Genomic DNA, 22,870 nt, shown 5'->3' with positions numbered 1-22,870 from the left:
CGGCGGACGCCGATTCAGTTCGCGGTGGGCTTGTGGCAACCTGCGGCATCCTCGATCCACTCGATTCCCGCCTCGACGGGGACGGCGGCGCTTTGCGCGCGAATTTCGGCGATGGCGATGGTTCGTGCCTTGGATCGTGACCATGCTCAAATCGGGGCTGGAGTTCAAGGTACACTGGGCTCCTTGCGTATCCATGACTGGTTTCCGCCATCTCACGCGACCGATGACTGCCAACCTCCCTTGTGTTTCTTCTTCCCGGCGTCTTGCCTCCGATGTCTTGCGCCTAGTGCTGGCCAGCCTGTTGACGTTGACCGCAATGGCGGCCAGCGCGGACGGTCGGGATGATTTTCTCGCCGCCGAGCAGGCGCTCAAGGATGGCGATCGGGCGCGTTTCGAGTCGCTGGCCGACACGCTGCGCGAGCATCCACTCTATCCCTATCTGCGCTTCGCCGATCTGACCGGAAACCTGAAGGCGGCACCGGACGCCGCGATCGAGGACTTTCTCGCCGCCGATCCGGATTCGCCGCTGGCCGACCGTCTGCGCCTGGCCTACCTGCGCCGGCTCGCCGACGCCGGACGCTGGACCGAGTATGCGCGGATCTATCGGGCGGACGAGTCGGTCGAACGTCGCTGTCTGTTTCTGCGCGCGCTGATCGAGTCTGGGCGCGCCGAGGAGGCCATGCCCCAGGTCGAATCGGTCTGGCTGTCGGCGCGTTCGCGGCCGGATGTCTGCGATCCCGTCTTCGCGGCCTGGCGGCAGGCCGGTCATCTGACGCCCGAGTTGACTTGGCGGCGTATCCGGTTGGCGATGGAGTCTGGCGAGGCGGGCTTGGCCCGTGGGCTCGGGAAGCTTCTGCCCGAGGCCGAGCGTGCCTGGCTGGAACGCTGGCTGGACGTGGATCAGAACCCCGTCCAGGTGTTGGAGTCGGCGGGATTTGCCGGGGAGCATCCGCTGCGCGCGGCGATTCTGGCCCATGGGATTGTGCGGTTGGCACGGCGCGCGCCGGATGACGCGGCCTGGGCGCTGATGCAGTGGCGCGAGGCGCTGTCGGTCGACCCGGTGGCGCTCGACCGCGCCCATGCCGCCGTGGGTCGCGCGCTCGCGCGCACCGGCGATCGTCTGGGACTCGCCTATTGGGACGGTCTGCGGGAGACCGGGGAGAATCTCCCGGATCAGGAGGTGCGTCTGCGCGCCGCCATCGAGTTGAGCGCGTGGGACTGGGTGGCCAAGTGGATCGCGCGCATGCCGGACAGCGAGGAAAAACGCGACCGCTGGCTCTACTGGCAGGGACGCGCCGAGGAGCGGCTTGGCCACGCGGCGGAGGCTCAAGCCAGTTTTGAGCAGGCGGCACGCCAACGCGGTTTCTGGGGCTTCATGGCGGCGGACCGAATCGGACAACCCTATCGTCTGGATCATGCGCCGACCCCGGCGGAGCCGGCGCGGATTCGCCGTCTCGTCCTCACGCCGGCGTTTCAGCGGATTCGGGAACTGCATCCATTGGGGCGTGAGACCGATATCCGCCGCGAATGGCGCGCCTTGACCCGGAATCTGGAATCGGCGGACCTGCTGGCGGCGGCCGTGATCGCCGATGCGCTGCGCTGGCACGATCAGGCTATCTTCACGCTGGCGCGCACCGGTTACTGGGACGACCTGCATCTGCGCTTTCCCGTGACCTATCGCGATCTGGTGACCGAGCAGGCGTGGCAGACCGGAATCGATGCCGCTTGGATCTTCGCGGTGATGCGTCAGGAGAGCGTCTTCGCGCGCACGATCGCCTCGAACGCCGGCGCCATCGGGCTGATGCAGCTGATGCCAGCCACCGCGGCGGAGGTGGCGGCGGAACTGGACCTGGACGCGCCCTCGCGCTGGTCATTGCTCGACCCCGCACTGAACATCGCGCTCGGCAGTACCTATCTGGCACGGATGCGCGATCGCTTCGGGCATGCCGCGCTCGCTACGGCGGCCTATAACGCGGGACCGAGCCGGGTCGCGCGCTGGCTGCCCGAGGAGTGTCTCGACGCGGATCTCTGGATTGCCCGGATCCCCTTTGCCGAGACGCGCGCTTATGTGGAGCGTGTCTTGACCTATCGCGTGATCTATGCGGATCGCCTGGGGCTTGCGCCGGTGCGCCTGAGCGAACTGTTGCCGCCGGTGCCGGCGGCCGTTTTCTGGCGTGAGGCGCGGCTGGAGCCCTGAACGTGATCACCCGACCCTGGAGTGATGGGCGCGGCATCCTGATGCGAAACAGCCCCTGCGCGCCTGGCATGACGAGGTGCTGTGCCCAATGGCGCACACCAGCCGGCATCAAAGCACTTTTTCCAGCGCGCGTATCCTCAAGGGCCGCCGCGTCGTCTTCAAGCTCAAGGGCAACGACGACCGCCTTGTGGTCGCGCTGGCATACATGGCCGTCCGTCCAGCGACCGAGCGGCTTTGCGGTTCCAATTGCCGAACTCAGGCTGAACGATTCGGCATGGCGATCCGCTCGGAATGCGCCCTGGTCTGTTAGACTCTCGCACTTGACGCATTCCGTTAAAGCGGCGTTAGCCTGGCCGACCGACCGTGATCCCCGAGCGTCGCCGTTCCGGCTTTGTCTCGCTCTCCGTACCCTTGGTTGAAATTCTGATGATGTCGATCGCGTATCGCCGTTCCCTTCCGCTCGTCGCGCGATTTCTCCTGGCGCTTGCGCTCTCGTTCGGTCTGACGGGGGGCGCGTGCGCCGAGCAGACGATGGCCGAGGCCATGGCCAATGCGATCGCGCGCATGATGGAATCGATGGGCTTCGCCAATACCGGCGTGGGCGGGCCGGGCACGGGCCTGCCCGCCATGGGTCAGGCGATGCCCTACAATCCCATGAGCATGCCGGGGATGACGGGTCTGCCTTCGCCCTTTGGCGCCGTCCCTGGCGGTCAGACCATGCCCGGCGGCGCCCAAATGAATCAGATGGCGGATCGTTTCTCCCAGAGCCTGCCGCTGTCCGGCGGGGCAGGGGCGACGCCCTGGAGCGGTTCGTCGCTGGAGGGAATCTGGGAGGACAACCAGGGCGGTTTGCTCATCGTGCAGGGCGCGTTCTATCGAATTTACTCCGCCTGCGACGGTTTCATCGAGGGCGGGATTGGCATCGGACCGACCCGTATCGAACTGACCAACTCGCGGGAGAATTTCACCCAGACGTTCGAGTTCGCGCTCGATCAGGGCCGTCTGGTGATGCGCAGTCAGGGCGGCGAGGTCTTTCTCTATCGGCGTCTGGTGCTTGGTCAGGGGGCTGGATCGATTAGCCGCTGAAGGCGAGCCGGAGCGCGACCGCAAGCAGCAGGAGTCCGAAGAGACGTTTCAGAAGATCGACCGGCAGCGCGTGGGCGAGACGTGCCCCGAGCGGCGCGGCCGGCATGCTGGCGAGCAGCATGACCCCGACCGCCGGCCAATAGACGAAACCGGTGCTGAACGCGGGGAGCCCGACCCGCCCCCAACCGGCCAGGATCAAGCCGATGGCGCCCGCGATCGCGATGGGCAGCCCGACGGCGGCGGAGGTGCCGACCGCCTGACGCATCTCCAGCCCATGGCGATTCAGAAAGGGTACGGTCATGGTGCCGCCGCCGATCCCGACCAGCGCGGAGAGCATCCCGATCCCGCCACCGACCGCCCACAGACGGCCTGTTCCAGGCAGCGGGACGCTGCGTTTCGGTGCTGACCGGATCAGCATGCGCAGGCTCACCAAGATCAGAAACCCCGCAAAGAGCCGTTTCAACCACCATTCCGGGATGACCGCGACCAGTCCCGCCCCGGCCCAGGTGCCGAGCACGATGCCGGGCGCCAGCCGGGCCACCAGTTCCCAACGGACACCGCCGCGGCGATGATGGGCGCGGGTCGAGGCGGCCCCGGTGCCGATGATGGTCGCCAGCGAGGTGCCCACCGCCAGATGCGGAATCCAGTCTCCACCGATGTCCATCCGGGTGAAGATCAGGATCAGGGCGGGCACGATGACCACGCCGCCGCCGACCCCAAAGAGTCCGGCGAGCAGGCCCGACAGGATGCCGAGCGTCAGATAGGCGGAGAGTTCGACGGCTGGCATCTGATCTGATCGCTTGCGAAGGGGTTCGAATCCGGGGATGGAGGAGGAAACATCGTCAAGAGCTTTGTGGCTCGGTGGCTATAATACGCGACACCTGCTCAACCCTGATGGCGCTCTGAGCACGCAATCGCGCGATCGCACCGCAACGCGGCGAATCGGCGCTTCAGCACCCCTGCATGAGTCACAACTGAGATGAAACATCACCGCGTCTTTGTCCTTGGAGGAACCGGCTTCGTCGGCCAGCACCTGTTGAACCGTCTGTCCCGCGCCGGGATGGCGTGCCGCGTGCCGACGCGCCATCCGCACCGGCAGCGTCATCTGCGACTGATTCCAGGCTGCGAGCTGTGCGAGATCGCGGGTTGGGAGACGGCGCCACTGGCCGAGGCGATGGCCGGCTGCACGGTTCTGATCAACCTCGCGGGGATTCTCAATGAAAGCGGCGGGCGCACCTTCGAGCAGACCCATGTGCGGACGGTGGAGACCGCGACCCGCGCCGCGCTTCAGGCCGGCGTGACGCGCTATCTGCACATGAGCGCGCTGCACGCGAATGCGGAGAGCGGACCCAGCGACTATCTGCGGACCAAGGGGCGCGGCGAGGCGCTGGCCTTCGCGGCGGTAGGGGAGGGGCTGGCGGTGACCAGCTTCCGCCCGTCGGTCATCTTCGGCCCCGGAGATAGCTTCTTCAACCGCTTCGCCGGGCTGTTGCGACTGCTCCCCGGTCCCTTTCCGCTCGCCTGTCCGGATGCTCGTTTCGCGCCCGTCTACGTCGGGGATGTGGTGGAGGCCATGCTGCGTTGTCTGGATGACCCTGACACCCATGGCAAGACCTACGAACTCTGCGGCCCGCGCGCCTTCTCGCTCCGCGAACTGGTCGTCTATACCGGCGAGCGGATCGGGCGCGAGGTGTGGGTGGTGGGGCTCGACGATCGGCTGTCGCGGCTGCAGGCGAGTGTCTTTCAACGTTTGCCGGGCAAGCCATTCACCCTGGACAACTATCTGTCGCTTCAGGTGGACAGCGTGTGCGCGCGCGAGGGACTCAAGGAACTTGGGATATCGGCCACGGATCTCGATTTCGTGGTGCCGAGCTATCTTCATTAAAAACGCACCCGGCATGGCATGCCGTGTGCGTGGATGGGTTAGATCTTGGTGTAATGGAGCCCGCCGTTTGGCGGGCTCGCCGCGTCTGGATTGTAATCGCCCTATGCGCCGCGGGTCAGCTCCTGGGGCGTTCGGTAGATGGATACGGCATCGAGATGCCCCCATTGATGAGGTGTCCCGGCGGGTAGCTCTCTGATGATGCGCTGAATGCCGGTGTATGAACCGAGGCGATACCGGACCTCGCCATGTTGAGTCGTCGCGACATAGCAACTCGCCCGTAACGATGGTTTGCCGTCGACCGCAACCCCGGCGGCGATGAGTTTTTCGTATCCTTCGCGATGTTTGCCGATTCGATACAGGAGGAACAAGGCGACGACCGCGACAACCGCAACCCTGGCAAAGGCATCCGAGATTGACGCGGATCCAAACGCATCGAGAAGAAAAAAGACGCCGACGATCCCAATCACCCAGGCAATCACCGTTTGCTTACTCAGCATGACTCTCCACCCCTTCGTGATAATCACATTCCCGCCGACAGCGGCGAGATCCCCTGCTTCGATCAAGGTTAACTCCCATCGTCGACCGTGACAATCCTCGAAGCGCTCAGCTTCCCTTGGGTTACTCGTGCTTCTCGTCCTCGGTTTCCTCGGTCTCGATGGCGGCCGCGCTATAGCGTTGACTGAAGCGAATGATGAGGATGGCGAGACTGACCAGCAGGAGGGCACCGCTCTCGTAGAGGAGGTTCTCGGGGGCAATGTTCTTGCCCTGAAGCACGATCAAGCGCGAGAGCGCGGTGACGGCGATGAACATGGGATAGGTGAAGGGCACGGACCGGCGGACGAAATAGACGTTCGCCATCGCCATGATCTCGATGAAGATGAACATCAGGAGCAAGTCTTCCAGTTTGACTTGTCCATGCTGGTAGATGCTCTGGATGAGTTGCCCGATGCCGACGAGCGCCAGCGCGCCGACACCGACCAGAACCGCCTTTTCGATGTAGTGAAAGAGCGTCGACAGCCAGCGATCGATGGGGTTATGTGACTTCATCGTGAGGTCTCCGGGAAATAATCAGTTATCAGATAGTGTGCGCAGCGCCCTGTCTCTCGCCGATGCGCCGATGACTCGTCGGCGAGAGCAGCAGATAAAATGCCGGCACGACAAACAGCGTGAAGACCGTGCCGATGCCAAGTCCGGTGACGATTACCAGCCCGATGTCGAAGCGGCTGACCGCGCCCGGACCGCTGGCGGTGAGGAGCGGGATCATGGCGACCAGCATCGAAACCGTTGTCATCAGGATGGGGCGCAGCCGGATGGCCGATGCCTGCTCGATCGCCTCGCGTCTGGCGAGTCCCTCGCGCTCGCCGAGCTGATTGGCAAATTCCACGATCAAGATCCCATTTTTGGCGACCAGTCCGATCAGGGTAATGAGCCCGACCTGGGTGTAGATGTTGATGCTCGCGAAGCCCAGGAACAGAAACGCCATGGCGCCGGCGATCGATAGGGGTACGGACATCAGGATGACAAAGGGGTCGCGCCAGCTTTCGAACTGGGCCGCCAGGACCAGATAGATGATCAGCAGGGACAGGAAGAAGGTGACCTCCAGCGCCGCGCCTTCGCGCTTGAACTGGCGCGATTCGCCTTTGTAATCGATACGCGCGCCACGGGGAAAGATGGTTCGAGATTCCTGTTCCAGATAGCCCAATGCATCGCCCAGGGTGACGCCGGGGGTCATGACGCCGGAGAGCGTGACCGCATTCAACTGCTGGAATTGGACGCGCTTGGAGGGTTCGACCTGGTGGCGGAGCGTCACCAGCGCGCTGACCGGCACCAGTTCCCCGGCGGCGGTTCGCACCTGATAGTCCAGCAGTTCCCCGGCATCATTGCGATAGCCCCGCTCGACTTGGGGGATGACCTTGTAGCTGCGGCCCGCCAGGCTGAACCAGTTCACATAGTCCTCGTTGAGCATGCCCGAGAGGCTGAGCCCGAGATCCTGCATGCTGATCCCGAGGTCGCCGGCCAGATCGCGGTCCACTTCCAGCACGGTGCGAGGCCGTTCCAGCTTGACGTCCTTCATCAGAAACATGAACTTGCCGCTGGCCATCGCCTGACCGAGTAACTGGTCGGCGAGGCCGGCGAGTTCCTCGGCTCCCCGGTCGGAGAGGACGACGAATTCCACCGGCATCCCGCTGCCAGGGGTCGGCAGGCTGGGGAGCGAAAAGGCGACGGTATCGAGTCCGGCGATCTGGGACAGCGCGCCCTGAAGCTGGGGCTGAATCTCCATTTGCGAGCGCTCCCGCTGGTTCGGCGGGGGCATCTTGAAGCCGCCGAAGGTGGTGCTAGCGTCCCCGAAGCCGACCAGGATGAAGCTTTCCTGGTACTCAGGGAAGGACTCGAAGAGCGGGCTCATTTGCGCGACAAAACGCTGGTTGTAATCGATGGTGGCGGTCTGGGGCGCGGTGGCCATGAAAAACAGAATGCTCTGGTCCTCGGTCGGGGCCAGTTCTTTCTGGGTCATGCTGTACATGCCATAGATGGCCGCGAGCACCACGACCGCCACCAGGAGGGTGGCGCTGGGATAGCGCAGCCAGCCATGCAGCAAGCGCCGGTAGCCGTTGGCGAACCGCTCGAAAAAATGCTCGACCGTCTGCTCGAACCGCCCCTGCTGACCGCCTTCGCGCAGCACCGCAGCGGACAGCATGGGCGAGAGCGTGAGCGCGACGATCCCCGAGACCAGCACCGCCCCGGCGAGGGTGAAGGCGAATTCGGTGAAGAGCGAGCCCACCAATCCGCCCATGAAACCGATGGGGGCATAAACCGCGACCAGGGTGGTGGTCATGGCGATGATCGGCAGCGCCAGCTCGCGGGCCGCGTCCACCGCCGCCTGAATTCGGGGCTTGCCCATTTCCAGATGTCGGTGCACGTTCTCCACCACCACGATGGCGTCGTCCACCACCAGACCAATGGCGAGCACCATGGCGAGCAGGGTGAGCAGGTTGATGGAAAAGCCCATCAACAGCATGAGAAATCCAGCCCCAATGATCGAGAGCGGCACCGCCACCGAGGGGATGAGCGCGGCGCGCAGCGAACCGAGCGACAGAAAGATCACCAGCAGCACGATCAGCACCGCCTCGGCCAGCGTCTTGAAGACCTCCTTGATCGACTCCTGGATGAATTCGCTGGCGTCGTAGGGGATAAAGGCGTTCAGCCCTTCGGGGAAATCGGCCTTGAGACCCGGCATCAGATCATGGACACGCTCGGCGACATCGAGCGGATTGGAGCCGGGCGCGGGCTCGATACCGATGAAGATGGCGGGGATGCCCTTGTACAGTGTGGTCGAGTTGTAGTCGGCGGCGCCCAGCTCGATCTCGGCGATGTCTTCGAGCCGGATCAGGGTGTCGGATTCCGCGCGCACCACCAGCCGGCGGAAGTCCTCGACGCGGCTGATATCGGTCGTGGCGGACAGATCCACCTGGACCAGCTCGCCCTGAATCCGTCCGACACCCGCGAGATAATTGTTGGTCCGCAGCACCCGCGCCACCTCGTCGCCGGTCACCTTGAGTGCGGCCATGCGCGCCGGATCCAGCCAGATCCGCATGGCGAAGGTCTTGTTGCCGATCAACTCGGCCTTGGCGATCCCCTGGAGCGCCTGAAGCTGGGGCTGCACGACCCGGATCAGATAGTCCGTGATCTGGGGCAGATCCATCTCCTCGCTATAGAACGCCAGATACATGAGCGCCGTGCTGTCCCCGGTGGTGGAGTCGATCACCGGATTCTGGGCCGACTCCGGCAGGACGTTGAGCTGGCTCGCGACCTTGGCCTGGATCTCCGCGACCGCCGCGTTGGGGTCATAGTTGAGGCGCATGTTGGCCTCGATGATCGAGACCCCGGCGGAGCTGGTGGACGCGAGGAAATCGATCCCGTTGGCCTCGGCGATGGCCTGCTGGAGCGGTTGGGTGATGAATCCCTGCACCAGATCGCTGCTCGCTCCCGGATAGGCGGTGGTGATGGTGACCACGGTGTTTTGCGTCTTGGGGTACTGACGCAGGTCCAGATCCAGGAAGGCGCGTACCCCCAGGATCAGGATCAGCAGGCTCACGACGGTCGCGAGCACCGGGCGGTGGATGAAAGTGTCGGTGAAGGTCATTCGGGTTGCGCCGGCGCGGCGGCCGCCTCGTCGCTGTCCGAGACGATGCTGACTTCCTGCCCGTTGGTGAGTTTCACCTGACCGGCGACGATGACGCGATCCCCTTCGGTCAGTCCGTCGAGGACCGCGACCTCATCGCCGCGCACGGCGCCGGTGCGAATCTGGCGGCGCTGCGCCAGGGTTTTGCCGTTTGTTTCCTCGATCAGGAACGCCGAATCGCCATAGGTATTGAAGGTGACCGCCTCGCGGGGGAGTGTGAGAACACGTTCCTGGACCGGCAGTTGGGTGGCGACGCGGGCGAACATGCCAGGGCGTAGCGCGAGATCGGGATTGTCGAAACGGGCGCGAATCAATACATTGCGAGTGCCTTGATCGATGCCGGGACTGATCGCCTGGATTTTGCCCGTGAAGCTCCGGTCGGGGTAGGGCGCCGCCCGCACGCTCACCGGTTGACCGACGCGCAACTGGGCCAGATGGCGCTCGGGCAGCGAATAATCGACATAGACCGGGTCGAGCGCCTGGAGCGGCACGATTGCCGAACCTTCGGCCAGGTATTGCCCCAGATTCACCTGGCGGATGCCCAACTGACCGGCGAAGGGCGCACGAATCGCCTTTTTCTCGATGCTCGCCTGCCTGGACTTGACCTGTGCGCGCGCCTGATCGAGCTGAGCGGCGATCTCGTCGACATCGCCTTGGGCGACGGCGCGATCCTTGAGCAAGGCGCGGTTGCGGTCCAACTGGATCTGGGCCAGACGCTCCGCCGCCTGCAAGCCTTCGAGTTCGGCCCGGTCCACATCGTCCTCCAGACGCAGCAGAATCTGCCCCTGCTTCACCTTGGCGCCGGAGTCGAACAGGATCTGTTTGACCTGTCCCGCGACCTCGTTGTTGAGATCAACGCCCTGGACCGCCCGCACGGTCCCGACCGCGTTCAGTGCTGGCTCCCAGGCGCTCGTCTTCACGACCGCTGCGGTGACCGTTGGGGCTGGCATCGGCTGGGAAAACAGCGCGATTTCGGTCTGGATCTGACGGTATTTGAGAAAGGCAAGACCGGCGACGATTGCGGCGAGTGCCAACAGCACCAGTAGGAGACGGACGAACATAGGCGGTCAATGCCTCTTGGCGGAATCGATCAATGTGAGGGGGCGGTCACGGGGGCCAGCTTCAATCAGCAGTTCTAATTTTGGCGTCAAAATGAGAATTGCTGAGCCTCAATCGCTCTTTGCGGCTCGAATGACAGCGTTTTGTAGTATAGGCTGCCATGGCAGTGAAACGAGAACCGAAACCCTGGAGTTTTTATGGCGTCCATCAGCCATCCGATGCAAATCAATGACCCCACCGCCTATCGCCGCAGCGGCGAGCTTGAGGTGATCGAGGATCTGCTCGGTGTGCGGGGGTCGCGGGTTCTTGAACTCGGTTGCGGCGCCGCCTGGACGACCCGCGAGCTGGTGACGCGACTGGGTGCGGCCCAGGTAACGGCGACCGAGGTCGATGCGATCCAGCACGCGAAAAACCTCGCCTTGACGGATCTGCCGGCGATCGAGTTCCGTGTGGGCGGCGCCGAGTCGATCGCCGATCCGGACGCATCCTATGAGCGGGTGTTCATGTTCAAGTCGCTGCATCATGTCCCTATCGAATTGATGGATCAGGCGCTCGGCGAGATCCACCGGGTGCTAACGCCGGGTGGGTTGCTTTATGTCTCCGAACCGGTCTATTGGGGCGATTTTAACGAGATCATGCGTCTGATCGATGACGAGCGCGAGGTGCGAACCGCCGCCTTCGCGGCACTGGGACGCGCGATCGACGCGGGTCTGTTCCGGCTGGAACGCGAGGTTTTCTACGAGTCCGAAGGCGTCTATCCCGACTGGGAGAGCTTCGCTAACAGGTTCATCCAGGTGACCCACAGCGAGCGCAACCTTGATGCCGCCCGTCTCGCCGGGATCCGCGCCGCCTTCGAGCGTCATCTGACGCCGGACGGCGCGCGGTTTTTCAAGCCGCACCGGGTGGATCTGTTGTGTCGGATATAAACCGCGTCCGTCGTGGTATGCGTCGTTGCGAGTGATCGGACGCGGTTTATCGGATAAAAATTATAAACCGCGCCCGCTCCGACCTTCGCGAGTCCTGACAAGACCGCGTGAAGCGCGAATTTCGCATGCCCCACGAGGCGTGGTTTATTGTGATTCGCGCCTCCTTGCCGCATCATGCCCGCCCTGTTTGCGACCGAATCCAAGATGACCCATGACGGATACCCTGCTGTATAACGCGGAGGGCCTGGAACGCCGCCCTCTGAAAGATTTCACCGAAAAGGCGTACCTGGATTATTCCATGTACGTCATCCTCGACCGCGCGCTGCCCTATGTGGGCGACGGACTCAAACCGGTGCAGCGGCGCATCCTCTACGCTATGTCCGAGCTGGGCCTGTCGGCGACGGCCAAGTTCAAGAAGTCGGCGCGCACCGTCGGCGATGTGTTGGGCAAGTTCCATCCACATGGCGATTCGGCCTGTTACGAGGCCATGGTGCTGATGGCCCAGCCCTTCAGCTATCGCTATCCATTGATCGACGGGCAGGGCAACTGGGGCTCGCCCGACGACCCTAAATCCTTCGCCGCCATGCGCTACACCGAGTCGCGCCTGACGCCCTATGCCGAGCTGCTGCTCGGGGAGGTGGATCAGGGCACGGTCGACTGGCAGCCGAACTTCGACGGGACGCTGGAGGAGCCCCGGCTGCTGCCCGCGCGTCTGCCGAATCTGCTGCTCAATGGCACCACCGGGATCGCCGTCGGTATGGCGACCGACATCCTGCCGCACAATCTGCGCGAGGTGGCCCAAGCCTGCATGCATCTGCTCGAACATCCGGATGCGACGGTGGAGGATCTGGTCCGGCTGATTCCGGGGCCGGATTTCCCGACCGCCGGCGAGATCGTCACCCCGCCGGATGAACTCCTGAAGCTCTATCGGACCGGCGGCGGCAGCGTGAAACAGCGCGCCCGCTACGAGATCGAGCGGGGCGAGATCGTCATCACGGCGTTGCCCTATCAGGTCTCGGGCAGCCGGGTCATGGAGCAGATCGCCGCGCAGTTCAACGCCAAGAAACTGCCGATGATCGAGGACTTCCGCGACGAGTCCGACCATGAATTCCCGACCCGCTTCGTGATCGTGCCGCGTTCCAACCGGGTCGATGTCGAACGCCTCATGTTACATCTGTTCGCGACCACCGATCTGGAGCGCAGCTATCGGGTGAACATGAACGTGATCGGCCTGAACGGCCGCCCGCGAGTCATGAGTCTGCGCGACATCCTGGTCGAATGGCTGATCTACCGCACCGAGACCGTGCGCCGGCGTTTGCAGCATCGTCTGGACAAGGTGCTCGAACGCCTGCACCTGCTCGACGGTCTGCTGATCGCCTTCCTGAATCTCGACGAGGTGATTCGCATCGTGCGCGCCGAGGACGAGCCCAAGCCGATTTTGATGGCGCGCTTCGCCCTGACCGACGCCCAGGCCGACTATGTGCTGAACACCCGACTGCGCCAGCTCGCGCGGCTGGAAGAGATGAAGATCCGCGCCGAGCAGGCGGAACTGGCTGCGGAACGCGATGGGTTGCAGCGGATCCTGGGCGATGAAGGTGTGCTGAAAACGCTGATCTGCGACGAGATCGCCGCCGATGCCGAGAAATACGGCGACGCGCGCCGCTCGCCGCTGGTCGCGCGTCGCGCGGCGGCCGCGATCGACGAGAACGAACTGGCGCCGAGCGAGCCGGTGACCGTCGTTCTATCCGAGATGGGTTGGATCCGTGCCGCCAAGGGGCACGAGGTGGACGTGGTTGGACTCAGTTACCGCTCTGGCGACCGCTTTCTGGGTGCCGCGCGCATCCGCAGTCATCAGACCGTGGTCTTTCTCGACTCGACGGGGCGTGGTTATTCGCTCCCGGCCAACGGACTCCCCTCGGCGCGCGGGCAGGGCGAACCGCTGACAGGTCGGCTCGATCCGCCGCCGGGCGCCCGCTTCGTCGCCGTGCTCGGGGATTTGCCCGAGAGCCGCTATGTGCTCGCCTCGGACGCGGGCTATGGGTTCATCGCCCGGATGGAGGATCTGTTCGCCAAGCCCAAGGCCGGCAAGGCGATCATCAGTCTCTCGCCGGGCGCCAATGTGCTGGTTCCGGTTCCGCTTGGCGACGCCGTCGGCGCGCGGCTGGCGGCGACCACCAGCGCGGGCTATCTGTTGGTGTTTCCGGTCTCCGAACTGCCCGAGATGGCGCGCGGCAAGGGCAACAAAATCATCGGGATTCCGACCGCGAAAGTCGCGGCGCGCGAGGAAGTCATGGTGGCGCTGGCGGTGGTGCCGGCGGGCGGCAGCCTGAAGATCCTGTCCGGCAAGCGCGAGTTCACGCTCAAGCCGATCGACCTGGAGGTCTATCAGGGCGAGCGCGGACGGCGCGGACGCCTGCTGCCGCGCGGATTTCAGCGGGTGGAAGGATTGGAGGCGAACTGACTTCCGCCAGCCGCCAGCCGAAGCACGGGCGTCAGATCATGTGGTTCAGCGCTTCCTCGCCCGGATGCGAGAGCCCGGCGATGCGCCAGGCCTCGCGGCAGGAGCCGAACAGCCGCTGCACCGCGTGACGCTCCAGGCCGTGGGCGCGGCAGATTTGCGAGGTTGGCGGCAATGCGCCATAGGTCAGGCGGTGCTCGCGCAGATAGTAGATGATGTTCCAATGCTCGGGACCGAGCGGCCAGACGCCATCGAGTTTGGCGATGAACTTCGCCATGCCCCGATTCCAGAGTTCCGGATCGACTAAAAATCCGTCTTGATCGAGTGGCAAGGGGCGCCCCCTAGCGGGCGTTTGCTGCTGTATGCTGGACTGAATCATCGTGCCGCGCTCCCATGTCAGTTGATAGGCAGTCATTAATTTGATTTATGCCATGATTGATCGATCTTCTTGACCTATTAATTTAGTCGGAAACGCGGCTGCGTCAACCCCTGTTTATACCGCGTTCGCTCGCCGGCCAAGCGAAAAAGGCAAGGTGACAGACCTGATTGGGTGTGTGGTTTATGAAAAATCCATGATAGTTTTATGGTCGAAACATGCCGCGAGGCTGCCGTTCGCCGATTATTCCTCTATGATATCCGTCCACCGTCAGGGATAGACGCATAATCCCCATCTTTTTAGGAGGTTGAATGCTGGACGGAGCCCTGCCGACGATCTTGATCGTCGATGACTCGCCCGAAAACCTCACGGTCTTGAGCGAACTCTTGCAGCTCGACTATCGGGTACGCGCGGCCACGTCCGGCGAGAAGGCGTTGCGGATCGCCGCCACCGCGCCCTGGCCGGATCTCATTCTGCTGGACGTGATGATGCCGGGCATGGATGGCTACGAGGTCTTCACCCGCTTGCGCGCCGATCCCCTGACCCGCGAGATTCCGGTGATCTTCGTCACCGCGATGGACAGCGCCGAGGCCGAACTGCGCGGTCTGGATGTCGGCGCGGTGGACTACATCGCCAAGCCGATCGTGCCGTCGATCTTATTGGCGCGTGTCCGCACCCAGTTGGAACTCAAGCAGGCGCGCGATTGGCTGAAGGACCAGAACGCCTATCTGGAGGCCGAGCTCGCGCGGCGCATGAGCGAGAATCTGGTCGTGCAGGAGGTCAGCATTCATGCGCTGGCGCACCTGGCCGAGATCCGCGATCCGGAGACCGGCAACCATCTGCGGCGCACCCAGGGCTATGTCCGCACGCTGGCCCATCAATTGCGCGATCATCCCCGCTTCTCCGAGTTCCTGACCGACCGCGTGATCGACCAGTTGGCAAAGTCCGCCCCCCTGCACGACATCGGCAAGGTCGGCATCCCCGATTCCATCCTGCTCAAGCCGGGCAAGCTCACGCCGGACGAGTGGGAGATCATGAAGACCCATGCCAAGCTGGGCAGCGACGCCATCGAGCAGGCCGAGCGCGATGCCGACCGGCTGGTCGAATTTCTTGTCCTGGCCAAGGATATCGCCCACTATCATCACGAGAAATGGGACGGTAGCGGCTATCCCGAGGGCCTTGCCGGCGACGCCATTCCGATCGCCGCGCGCCTGATGGCGCTCGCCGACGTCTTCGACGCGCTCATCTCTCCCCGCGTCTACAAACCGCCCATGACCTTCGAGGATGCCTTCAACATCATCGTCGCCGGTCGCGGCAGTCATTTCGATCCGGACGTGACCGATGCCTTTCTCGCCACCTTCGAGGAATTTCGCGAGATTGCCGTTCGTTACCTTGAAAACGAGCCAGACTTGCCAACAGGTAACCGCCCCGGCCGAGCGTGATCGAGCCGGTCTCGATCCGAGCGACGGAGAATCCCGCTCGCGTCCATGCTGACGGCAAGGAGATTGCAGTGACTGACGACCCTGATCGTCGCGCCAGATCGGGCGCTTTGTCGGCGATTCTCGCCGTGGTGCTGGCGTATGCCGCGTTCGCCGGGATGTGGATCCTGTTGTCCGACCGTGCGGTGTCCTGGCTGGTCAGCGTCCCGGCCCAGGTGACTCTGATCAGTACGCTGAAGGGTTGGTTGTTCGTCGCTGTCACCTCACTGCTGCTCTATGTCCTGTTGCGTCGTTTGCCGCTTCCCTGCGAAGCTGCCGCGGACACCCCGCTTCCCGAGCCGCCGCTCCGCGCCCTGCTGCTGCCCTTCATCCTGCTGGCGGCGGCGATTGTCATTCTGACGCTCGGCGGCATTGCGATCGATTTCAGCCACCAGAAGGAGAGCGAGGCCGCCCGTCTCAAGACCATCGCCGAGCTCAAGACCCGGCAAACCGCCGATTGGATGGAGGAGCGGCTGGGCGACGCCCGATTCCTGCAACACAGCCGCCTGTCCACGGAGCTGGATGCAAGCCTCTTCGCGGCTGACGGACCGGAAGCGAACGGCGAACTGCTGGAGCATCTTAAGACTTTCGCGCGCTACAACGCCTTTCATGGCGTCATGCTGCTGAATGCGCTGGGCGAACCGCTCTGGGATCTGGATGGCGCGGAAACGGCCCTTGATCCACGCCTGGTCGCGGCGGTCAAAGCGTCCGTCGCCGACCGGAAGGTCCGTCACTTCGGTCCCTATCGCGACGAGCGAGGCGCGACCCATCTGGATTTCCTGGTCCCTCTGCCAGCGCGTGACGGCCAGCCCGGACCGGTCGTCGTCCTGCACACGGATCCGACGGCTCGTCTCTATCCCGCGCTTCAGAGTTGGCCGATTCCCACCGAGACGGGCGAGACCCTGCTGGTCCAGCGTGATGGCGATCATCTGTCGTTTCTAAACGAACCGCGCCATCGGACCGATGCGGCGTTAATGCTGCGCCTGCCGCTGACGAACCCGCGCCTGCTGGCCGCGCGGTATCTGCTTGCCCCGGCCAATTTCGGCACCCTTCAGGAAGGCGAGGACTATCGCGGCAAGCCGGTCCTGGGCGTGGCCATGACCGTGCCCGAGACCGACTGGTTTCTGGTGGTCAAGCTCGATCGCGCCGAGCTGTACGCCAAAGTGGCGAACAATGCCGTCTGGATCTGCCTTGCCGGTCTGCTGGCGCTCTTCATGACCGGGACCGGAGCCTTTCTGCTGCGTCAGCGTCAGCAACTGGCGCTTGCCGCGTCCTTGCACCGCTCCCAGATGGAGCGGTTGAACGCACTGAGCCTCCTGGCCGCCATCGCCGAGGGTTCCACGGACGCCATCTTCGCCAAGGATCGCGAGGGTCGCTATCTGCTCTTCAACCGGGCCGCCGCCAGGTTTGCCGGGACATCCGCCGAGGCAACTCTGGGCGGAACCGACGACGAACTCTTTCCCCCCGAGCAGGCGGAACTGATCAAATCCAATGACCGGCGGGTGATGGACGACGATTGCAGCCTGACCTTTCAGGAATTCCTGACGACCACCGAGGGGATGCGACTCTTTCTCGCGATCAAGGGGCCCCTGCGCGACGCGGATGGCAAGATCATCGGCGTGTTCGGGATCTCCCGCGATATCACCGAGATCGATCAGGTGTCGCGCGCGCTCGCCGACGAGACGGCCCGGCGACTGGCGCTGATCGAGGGTTCGCGCGACGGCGTTCTGGTCTTCGACGAGCAGCATCGCATCGTCGAGGCCAATCGACGCTTTGCCGAGATGCTTGGTTATGCGCCGGGGGAACTCATCGGCTTGTACAGTTGGGATATCGACGCGGTGATGACCGAGTCGCAGGTGCGCGAAGGCTTCACCGAGTTTCCGTCTTCGGGCAGGATGTTCGAGACCCTTCACCGACGCCGGGACGGTTCTGTCTACGCCGTCGAGGTCAGTGCCAGCAGCGTCAGTTGGGGCGGACGCAAGCTGGTGCTGTGCATCTGTCGGGACATCAGCGAACGCAAGAAAGCCGAGGAGGAACTGGACCGGTACCGCCATTGTCTGGAGGAACTGGTCGAGGAGCGCACCGCCGAGCTGCGCCGCCAAAGTCAGGCGCGGCGCGCGATCATCGACAATATCCCGCACATGATCTGGCTGAAGGATCGCGAAGGGCGCTTTCTGGCGGTCAATCGGGCGTTCGCCGAGGCGACTCGTCACGCGGCCGAGGAACTGCTGGGCAAGACCGACCTCGACATCTGGCCCCGGGAGATGGCCGAACGCTACCGTGCCGACGACGCCGACGTCATGGCCACGCGCCGCCAGAAAACGATCGAGGAAGGCATTCCCAATCGTCCCGAGGCCTTCGAGACCTTTAAGGCGCCGGTCCTCGACGCGGATGGGAGCGTCCTGGGCACGGTGGGATTCTCGCGCGATATCAGCGTCCAGAAGGAACTCGAACGGATCCAGGAGATGGCGCGGGAGTGGGCCGAGTCCGCCAATCGGGCCAAGAGCGCCTTTTTGGCCAACATGAGCCACGAGATCCGCACGCCCATGAACGCCATCGTCGGCCTGACCTATCTGCTGCAACGCAGCGGGGTGACGCCCGAGCAGGCCAGACGCCTGGACAAGATCGAGTCGGCCGCCCAACATCTGCTCTCCATCGTCAACGACATTCTCGATCTGTCCAAGATCGAGGCGGGTCGGCTGGAACTGGAGCAGACCGATTTTCACTTGATGGGCATCCTCGACCATGTGCGTTCGCTGATCGCCGATCAGGCTCAGTCCAAGGGGCTGAAGATCGACGTGGATACGGACGACGTGCCTCCCTGGTTACACGGCGATCCTACCCGCCTGCGTCAGGCGCTGCTCAATTTTGCCGGCAACGCGGTCAAGTTCACCGAACGCGGAACGATCGTCCTGCGCGCTCGTCTGCTGGAAGAATACGAGCATCGACTGCTGGTGCGCTTCGAGGTGGTCGACACCGGCATCGGCATCGCGCCGGATGAACTGACACGTCTGTTCACACCCTTCGGACAGGCCGACGTCTCGACCACGCGCAAGCATGGCGGTACGGGTCTGGGGCTCGCGATCACCCGCCGGCTGGCGCAGCTCATGGGCGGCGACGCCGGCGTCGAAAGCGAGCCGGATCGGGGCAGTACCTTCTGGTTCACCGCCCGGCTCGGCCGCGGTCGGGGGATCGCGCCGCCGCCATCCGCCATGCCGTCGACCGATACCGAGTCTGCGTTACGCCGCCGCGCGACGGGCGCGCGCATCCTGCTGGTCGAAGACAATGCCATCAATCGCGAGGTGGCGATGGAACTGCTGCATGCGGTGGCCCTGGCGGTGGATGCGGCCGAAAACGGTCGGGAGGCGGTCGCCATGGTCGCCGCGAACACTTATGACCTGGTGCTGATGGACGTTCAGATGCCTGAAATGGATGGTCTGGAAGCCACGCGCACGATCCGCGCCCAGGCCGGACATGAAGCCGTCCCGATTCTGGCCATGACCGCCAATGCCTTCGAGGAAGATCGGCAGGCGTGTCTGGACGCCGGTATGAATGACTTTGTGCCCAAGCCCGTGGAACCGGACGTGCTCTACCGCGCCTTGCTGAAATGGCTGCCGGAGAGCGACGAGCGCGACAGTCTGCGGCCCGTGTTGCGCGAGGGCGCCGAAGGCGTTGCATGGATGCCCTGGCTGGCCGGGGTGCCGGGACTCGACAGTCTGCGCGGACTCGCGGCGGTGCGCGGACAGCGCACGATCTATCTACGTCTGCTGCGGTTGTTCGCACAGTCGCATGGCGAGGATCCGGCGGCGCTGCGCGCCTGTCTGAAGTCGGGGAACGAACTGGGGGCGGTGCGAGTCGCCCACGGTCTGAAAGGGGCTGCCGCGACCCTGGGGGCCGATCGTCTGGCGAGCTGCGCGGGGCGCCTGGAAATTTCGCTCGGGCGACGCGCCGAGGCGGAGGTCATCGACTCCGCGACCGATGAACTCCAGCGGGAACTTGACTGTTTGGTCGCCGCGATCCTGGCGCTGCCGGAGGAGGACGAGTGGAGCAATCCCGAAACGCCTGTTCAGGGGGACGTGCCGCGTCGGGTCATGAGCGAATTGGATGCCCTGCTGGCGGAAGACAATGTGCGGTCCGTCCAGTTCGCGCGCGACTCGTCCGCCCTGCTGCGCGCGGCATTGGGCGAGACGTTCGGCGATCTTGAGCGTGAGATCAATCGCTTCAACTTCGACGCGGCGCTGGAGATTCTGAGAGCCGCGCGCCTGTTGTAGGGGCGAATTCATTCGCCACGTCGGTTGTTCCGATGCAGGCAGGGGCGAATGAATTCGCCCCTAACTAAGGATGCCGCGCAACCTTCGCGTCGAGCGCATCGATCCGATGCCTGAGAACATTGGCGGGGCGGCGATCATCCCACACGAATCCAATTGATGACACGCACTAAAGCCGTATCCGATGATGCTCCAGCGGATAGCCACGCTCGCGATACGCGCGGAAGCGCTCGCGCCCGGTGGCGCGGGCATTGGGGTCATGGTCGATCAGCTCGCACGCGCGCTCGAAACGATCCACGAAACCGGGAATCTCGTGGGAGAGATTGAGCAGAACCTGGTGCTCGGTTTCCGGCCTTCCGTCGTCGCTAATGAGGACGGGCGTGAGTTCGGGATCGGTTTGGCCCACCAGCCCATGGGGCAGGAAACTGTCCTGGCGAAAGGTCCAGAGCAGGCGGTCCAGATGGCGCGCCCGCTCCGGATCCGGACAGTGGATGAGGACGCGCAGTTCCTTGGCGCGAATCCGCTCGACAAGCCGGCAGGCCAGGAGAAAGCGATCGCCGCAACTCTCCGGCTCCAGGCTGTAGAAGTCGATTCGGGTCATCCCAGGCTGCGACCGCTCAGAACCCTTCCGTCGACGTGAACAGACCCACTCGCAAATCCTTGGCGGTATAGATGGTCCGCCCGTCGACCTGCACCACCCCGTCGCCGATGCCGAGCACCAGCTTGCGGGTGATGACCCGTTTCATGTCGATGTGGTAGGTGACCTTGTTCGCGGTGGGCAGAACCTGGCCGGTGAATTTGACCTCGCCCACGCCCAGCGCCCGGCCATGGCCGGGATTGCCGATCCAGCCCAGATAGAAGCCGACGAGTTGCCACAGCGCATCCAGACCGAGACAGCCGGGCATGACCGGGTCGCCCGGAAAATGGCATTGGAAAAACCAGAGTTCCGGTGTGATATCCAGTTCGGCGAGAATCTCGCCCTTGCTGTTGGCTCCGCCGAAATTCGCGATGCGGGCGATCCGGTCCATCATCAGCATGTTCGGGACCGGCAACTGTGCGTTGCCTGGTCCGAACAGTTCGCCCCGGCCGCAGGCGAGGAGTTCATCGCGATTGAAAGTGGCTTCTTTGGTCATGTAGCTCCTTGATTTTCTTTGAATGTTTAAACCGCGACCAGCCGATCCTGGCGGGTAAGCGCAAGGCTGGAACTATCCGAGATAATGCCGGTGACGCTAGACGCGGTTTAAGCGGTCGCGGATGAACGCGACGATCTCCGCGAGTGGAACCAATTGCATCTCCTCGTCGGCGCGCCCCTTGTACTCGACCTGGCCGTCGTCGAGTCCCTTGTCGCCGACTACGATGCGGTGAGGGATACCGATCAGTTCCATGTCCGCGAACATGAAGCCGGGGCGGGCGTCGCGGTCGTCGAGCAGAACCTCGATCCCGGCCGCCTGGAGGTCGGCGTAGAGTTGTTCGGTCGCTTCGCGGACGCGGTAGGATTTACCGAGCTTCATCGGCAAGAGCGCGACCTCGAAAGGGGCGATCGGCGCGGGCCAGCGGATGCCGCGCTCGTCGTGATGCTGTTCGATGGCGGCGGCCACGACCCGCGAGACACCGATGCCATAACAGCCCATGGTCAGGGTGGTGGCGCGCCCGTCCTCGCCGAGGACGGTCGCCTTCATCGCCTCGCTGTATTTGCGCCCGAGCTGGAAGATATGTCCCACCTCGATACCACGGGCGATGGTCAGGGTGCCCTGTCCATCCGGGCTTGGGTCACCCTCGATCACGTTGCGCAGATCGGCGACCTCGGGCAGTGGCAGATCGCGGCCCCAGTTAAGGCCGAACCAATGTTTGCCGTCCTGGTTGGCGCCGGCGCTGAAGTCGGCGGTGACCGCGACGGTGCGGTCGACGATGCAGGGGATGGGCAGGTCTTTTGGACCGAGCGAGCCGGGGCCGGCGCCGATGACCGCGCGGATTTCGGCCTCGGTCGCCATGCGTAGCGGCGCGGCGACCTGTGGCAGTTTTTCCGCCTTGATGGCGTTGAGTTCATGGTCGCCACGTACCAGCAGCGCGACCAGATCGGCCTCGATGGCGTCCGAGGCGGCGACCACCAGCGTCTTGACCGTGCGCGCGATCGGCTGACCGAATTCTTCGACCAAATCGGCGATGGTACGCGCGTTGGGCGTGTCCACCAGACGCGCGTCCTCGGCGGGCGGCGGAAGCGCGGCGGCGAGCGCCACGGCCTCCGCCATCTCGACGTTGGCGGCATAATCGCTGCCGGTGGAGAAGGCGATGGCATCCTCGCCGGAGGCCGCCAGCACATGGAACTCGTGCGAGGCGTTGCCGCCGATGCTGCCGGTATCCGCCTGCACCGGACGAAAGTCGAGCCCGCAGCGGGTGAAGATGCGGCAATAGGTCTCGTGCATCTGGCGATAGGTCTCGGCCAGCGAGGCTTCGTCGAGATGGAAGGAATAGGCGTCCTTCATCAGGAATTCGCGCGCGCGCATGACGCCGAAGCGCGGGCGGATCTCGTCGCGGAATTTGGTCTGGATCTGATAGAAATTGATCGGGAGTTGTTTGTAGCTCTTCAGTTCGTTGCGGGCCAGATCGGTGATGATCTCCTCGTGGGTCGGGCCGAAACAGAACTCGCGCCGGTGGCGGTCATGAAAGCGTAGGAGTTCGGGGCCGTATTTCTCCCAGCGGCCGGATTCCTGCCAGAGTTCGGCGGGCTGCACGGCCGGCATGGAAACCTCTAGCGCCCCCGCGCGGTCCATTTCTTCACGGACGACCCGCTCGACCTTGCGCAGCACGCGCAGGCCCAGGGGCAGCCAGGTATAGAGTCCGGCGGCGAGTTTACGGATCAGACCCGCGCGCAGCATCAGCCGATGACTGGCGATCTCGGCGTCGGCGGGGATTTCCTTGATGGTCTGCAAAGGGAACTGTGAGGTGCGCATGGG

General features: G+C 64.0%; 17 protein-coding genes. 8 read left to right on the top strand and 9 right to left on the bottom strand.

The features are described from left to right. The first annotated feature begins 223 nt into the window (after positions 1-223). The 3 genes from CCR95_RS18160 (at position 224) to CCR95_RS18150 (ending at position 3,283) form a co-directional block, all read left to right on the top strand. Positions 224-2,197 (top strand): transglycosylase SLT domain-containing protein, encoded by a 1,974-nt coding sequence (locus CCR95_RS18160; RefSeq protein ID WP_201097026.1) that lies wholly within the window; start codon positions 224-226, stop codon positions 2,195-2,197. A gap of 55 nt (positions 2,198-2,252) precedes the next feature. Continuing rightward, complete coding sequence (locus tag CCR95_RS18155; RefSeq protein WP_420825669.1) at positions 2,253-2,507, top strand: type II toxin-antitoxin system HigB family toxin; 255 nt, start codon at positions 2,253-2,255, stop codon at positions 2,505-2,507. A 116-nt stretch (positions 2,508-2,623) separates the two neighbouring features. After that, the gene (locus CCR95_RS18150) at positions 2,624-3,283 is read left to right on the top strand and encodes a hypothetical protein (RefSeq protein ID WP_201097011.1); all 660 of its coding nucleotides are present in this window, start codon (positions 2,624-2,626) and stop codon (positions 3,281-3,283) included. Here CCR95_RS18150 and CCR95_RS18145 read toward each other — a convergent pair. After that, positions 3,273-4,070 (bottom strand): sulfite exporter TauE/SafE family protein, encoded by a 798-nt coding sequence (locus CCR95_RS18145; protein WP_201097009.1) that lies wholly within the window; start codon positions 4,068-4,070, stop codon positions 3,273-3,275. The two genes, CCR95_RS18150 and CCR95_RS18145, sit on opposite strands and share 11 nt — an antisense overlap. Before the next feature lie 192 nt (positions 4,071-4,262). On the opposite strand from CCR95_RS18145, the gene CCR95_RS18140 reads away from it, so the two are divergent. Then, positions 4,263-5,168 carry a complex I NDUFA9 subunit family protein gene (locus CCR95_RS18140; RefSeq protein ID WP_201097008.1) on the top strand — a complete coding sequence of 302 codons (906 nt, stop codon included), beginning with the start codon at positions 4,263-4,265 and terminating at the stop codon, positions 5,166-5,168. A 101-nt stretch (positions 5,169-5,269) separates the two neighbouring features. Here the strand turns inward: CCR95_RS18140 and CCR95_RS18135 are convergent, their stop codons facing one another. The 4 genes from CCR95_RS18135 to CCR95_RS18120 all read right to left on the bottom strand — a co-directional run bounded on the left by CCR95_RS18135 (position 5,270) and on the right by CCR95_RS18120 (position 10,412). Continuing rightward, complete coding sequence (locus tag CCR95_RS18135; RefSeq protein WP_201097006.1) at positions 5,270-5,665, bottom strand: hypothetical protein; 396 nt, start codon at positions 5,663-5,665, stop codon at positions 5,270-5,272. A gap of 121 nt (positions 5,666-5,786) precedes the next feature. Next, on the bottom strand, positions 5,787-6,215 hold the full coding sequence (locus CCR95_RS18130) for a phosphate-starvation-inducible protein PsiE (RefSeq protein WP_201097004.1): 429 nt from the start codon (positions 6,213-6,215) through the stop codon (positions 5,787-5,789). A gap of 28 nt (positions 6,216-6,243) precedes the next feature. Continuing rightward, positions 6,244-9,312 carry an efflux RND transporter permease subunit gene (locus CCR95_RS18125; protein ID WP_201097002.1) on the bottom strand — a complete coding sequence of 1,023 codons (3,069 nt, stop codon included), beginning with the start codon at positions 9,310-9,312 and terminating at the stop codon, positions 6,244-6,246. Then, the gene (locus CCR95_RS18120; protein ID WP_201096997.1) at positions 9,309-10,412 is read right to left on the bottom strand and encodes an efflux RND transporter periplasmic adaptor subunit; all 1,104 of its coding nucleotides are present in this window, start codon (positions 10,410-10,412) and stop codon (positions 9,309-9,311) included. Before CCR95_RS18120 ends, CCR95_RS18125 begins: the two co-directional genes overlap by 4 nt. Positions 10,413-10,607: 195 nt before the next feature. On the opposite strand from CCR95_RS18120, the gene CCR95_RS18115 reads away from it, so the two are divergent. Next, positions 10,608-11,336, top strand: a complete 729-nt coding sequence (locus CCR95_RS18115; RefSeq protein WP_242523329.1) for a class I SAM-dependent methyltransferase — start codon at positions 10,608-10,610, stop codon at positions 11,334-11,336. 211 nt (positions 11,337-11,547) lie between these two features. Beyond that, positions 11,548-13,797 (top strand): DNA topoisomerase IV subunit A, encoded by a 2,250-nt coding sequence (gene parC, locus CCR95_RS18110; RefSeq protein ID WP_201096995.1) that lies wholly within the window; start codon positions 11,548-11,550, stop codon positions 13,795-13,797. Between the two features lie 31 nt (positions 13,798-13,828). Here the strand turns inward: parC and CCR95_RS18105 are convergent, their stop codons facing one another. Continuing rightward, entirely contained in the window at positions 13,829-14,173 is a 345-nt protein-coding gene (locus tag CCR95_RS18105) for a TusE/DsrC/DsvC family sulfur relay protein (RefSeq protein ID WP_201096991.1), read from the bottom strand. A 308-nt stretch (positions 14,174-14,481) separates the two neighbouring features. Here CCR95_RS18105 and CCR95_RS18100 point away from each other — a divergent pair, with 308 nt between their 5' ends. Both CCR95_RS18100 and CCR95_RS18095 read left to right on the top strand, forming a co-directional pair. Next, on the top strand, positions 14,482-15,612 hold the full coding sequence (locus tag CCR95_RS18100) for a response regulator (RefSeq protein ID WP_201096985.1): 1,131 nt from the start codon (positions 14,482-14,484) through the stop codon (positions 15,610-15,612). Between the two features lie 68 nt (positions 15,613-15,680). Further along, positions 15,681-19,919, top strand: coding sequence for a PAS domain-containing protein (locus CCR95_RS18095; protein WP_201096983.1), 4,239 nt, complete (start codon positions 15,681-15,683; stop codon positions 19,917-19,919). A 166-nt stretch (positions 19,920-20,085) separates the two neighbouring features. On the opposite strand, the gene CCR95_RS18090 is transcribed toward CCR95_RS18095, so the two are convergent. The 3 genes from CCR95_RS18090 to CCR95_RS18080 form a co-directional block, all read right to left on the bottom strand. Continuing rightward, positions 20,086-20,517, bottom strand: coding sequence for a DNA polymerase III subunit chi (locus CCR95_RS18090; protein ID WP_201096976.1), 432 nt, complete (start codon positions 20,515-20,517; stop codon positions 20,086-20,088). Between the two features lie 16 nt (positions 20,518-20,533). Continuing rightward, positions 20,534-21,049 carry a 3-hydroxyacyl-[acyl-carrier-protein] dehydratase FabA gene (gene fabA / locus CCR95_RS18085; protein ID WP_201096974.1) on the bottom strand — a complete coding sequence of 172 codons (516 nt, stop codon included), beginning with the start codon at positions 21,047-21,049 and terminating at the stop codon, positions 20,534-20,536. Positions 21,050-21,145: 96 nt separating this feature from the next. Further along, entirely contained in the window at positions 21,146-22,867 is a 1,722-nt protein-coding gene (locus tag CCR95_RS18080; protein WP_201096971.1) for a proline--tRNA ligase, read from the bottom strand. Positions 22,868-22,870 lie beyond the last annotated feature (3 nt).

This window comes from Thiocystis minor (genome assembly GCF_016653465.1).
In the GTDB taxonomy this organism is placed as follows: Bacteria; Pseudomonadota; Gammaproteobacteria; order Chromatiales; family Chromatiaceae; genus Chromatium; species Chromatium minus.
The sequence above is the reverse complement of the archived record's forward strand: the minus strand, read 5'-3'. Positions and strand labels throughout refer to the sequence as shown.

Bases quoted from the DNA above. Each gene is read 5' to 3' on its own strand.
- CCR95_RS18160 (WP_201097026.1), top strand. From the start codon at position 224: ATGACTGCCAACCTCCCTTGTGTTTCTTCTTCCCGGCGTCTTGCCTCC.
- CCR95_RS18150 (WP_201097011.1), top strand. From the start codon at position 2,624: ATGATGTCGATCGCGTATCGCCGTTCCCTTCCGCTCGTCGCGCGATTT.
- CCR95_RS18145 (WP_201097009.1), bottom strand. From the start codon at position 4,070: ATGCCAGCCGTCGAACTCTCCGCCTATCTGACGCTCGGCATCCTGTCG.
- CCR95_RS18140 (WP_201097008.1), top strand. From the start codon at position 4,263: ATGAAACATCACCGCGTCTTTGTCCTTGGAGGAACCGGCTTCGTCGGC.
- CCR95_RS18135 (WP_201097006.1), bottom strand. From the start codon at position 5,665: ATGCTGAGTAAGCAAACGGTGATTGCCTGGGTGATTGGGATCGTCGGC.
- CCR95_RS18130 (WP_201097004.1), bottom strand. From the start codon at position 6,215: ATGAAGTCACATAACCCCATCGATCGCTGGCTGTCGACGCTCTTTCAC.
- CCR95_RS18125 (WP_201097002.1), bottom strand. From the start codon at position 9,312: ATGACCTTCACCGACACTTTCATCCACCGCCCGGTGCTCGCGACCGTC.
- CCR95_RS18120 (WP_201096997.1), bottom strand. From the start codon at position 10,412: ATGTTCGTCCGTCTCCTACTGGTGCTGTTGGCACTCGCCGCAATCGTC.
- CCR95_RS18115 (WP_242523329.1), top strand. From the start codon at position 10,608: ATGGCGTCCATCAGCCATCCGATGCAAATCAATGACCCCACCGCCTAT.
- parC (WP_201096995.1), top strand. From the start codon at position 11,548: ATGACGGATACCCTGCTGTATAACGCGGAGGGCCTGGAACGCCGCCCT.
- CCR95_RS18105 (WP_201096991.1), bottom strand. From the start codon at position 14,173: ATGATTCAGTCCAGCATACAGCAGCAAACGCCCGCTAGGGGGCGCCCC.
- CCR95_RS18100 (WP_201096985.1), top strand. From the start codon at position 14,482: ATGCTGGACGGAGCCCTGCCGACGATCTTGATCGTCGATGACTCGCCC.
- CCR95_RS18090 (WP_201096976.1), bottom strand. From the start codon at position 20,517: ATGACCCGAATCGACTTCTACAGCCTGGAGCCGGAGAGTTGCGGCGAT.
- fabA (WP_201096974.1), bottom strand. From the start codon at position 21,049: ATGACCAAAGAAGCCACTTTCAATCGCGATGAACTCCTCGCCTGCGGC.
- CCR95_RS18080 (WP_201096971.1), bottom strand. From the start codon at position 22,867: ATGCGCACCTCACAGTTCCCTTTGCAGACCATCAAGGAAATCCCCGCC.